This is a genomic window from Achromobacter sp. SIMBA_011, assembly GCF_046535435.1.
In the GTDB taxonomy this organism is placed as follows: domain Bacteria; phylum Pseudomonadota; class Gammaproteobacteria; order Burkholderiales; family Burkholderiaceae_B; genus Achromobacter; species Achromobacter dolens.
Window position 1 is genome coordinate 1 of the sequence record NZ_JAWRWN010000557.1, and the last position, 267, is coordinate 267.

Consider the following 267-nt stretch of genomic DNA (forward strand, 5'->3'; position numbering starts at 1 on the left):
TGTAGTAGCGCTTCACGTACACCTTGCTTTCGCCGTCGACGAACTGCTCGAGGTAATGCTTGCGCTGCTCCGGATCGCCGAGCCACGACGTCGACGGGCCGGCCGCCTTCAGCATTTCGTAATGGACGATGTCGCGCATCAGCCGCACGAACACCAGGTTGACCGAATGCTCGAACGCCGTATGCAGCGTCAGGATGCGGCCGTTGTCCGACTTTTCGAAGTTCGAGAACACCTGCGCGCCGCCGCCCGTGTAGAACACATCGGGAC

The 267-nt window shown here is 61.0% G+C and carries 1 protein-coding gene; it reads right to left on the reverse strand.

All coding sequences use genetic code 11. The features are described from left to right. Window positions 1-267: hypothetical protein (locus SB816_RS32135; RefSeq protein ID WP_410548261.1), on the reverse strand; the 267-nt coding region annotated here is incomplete at both ends.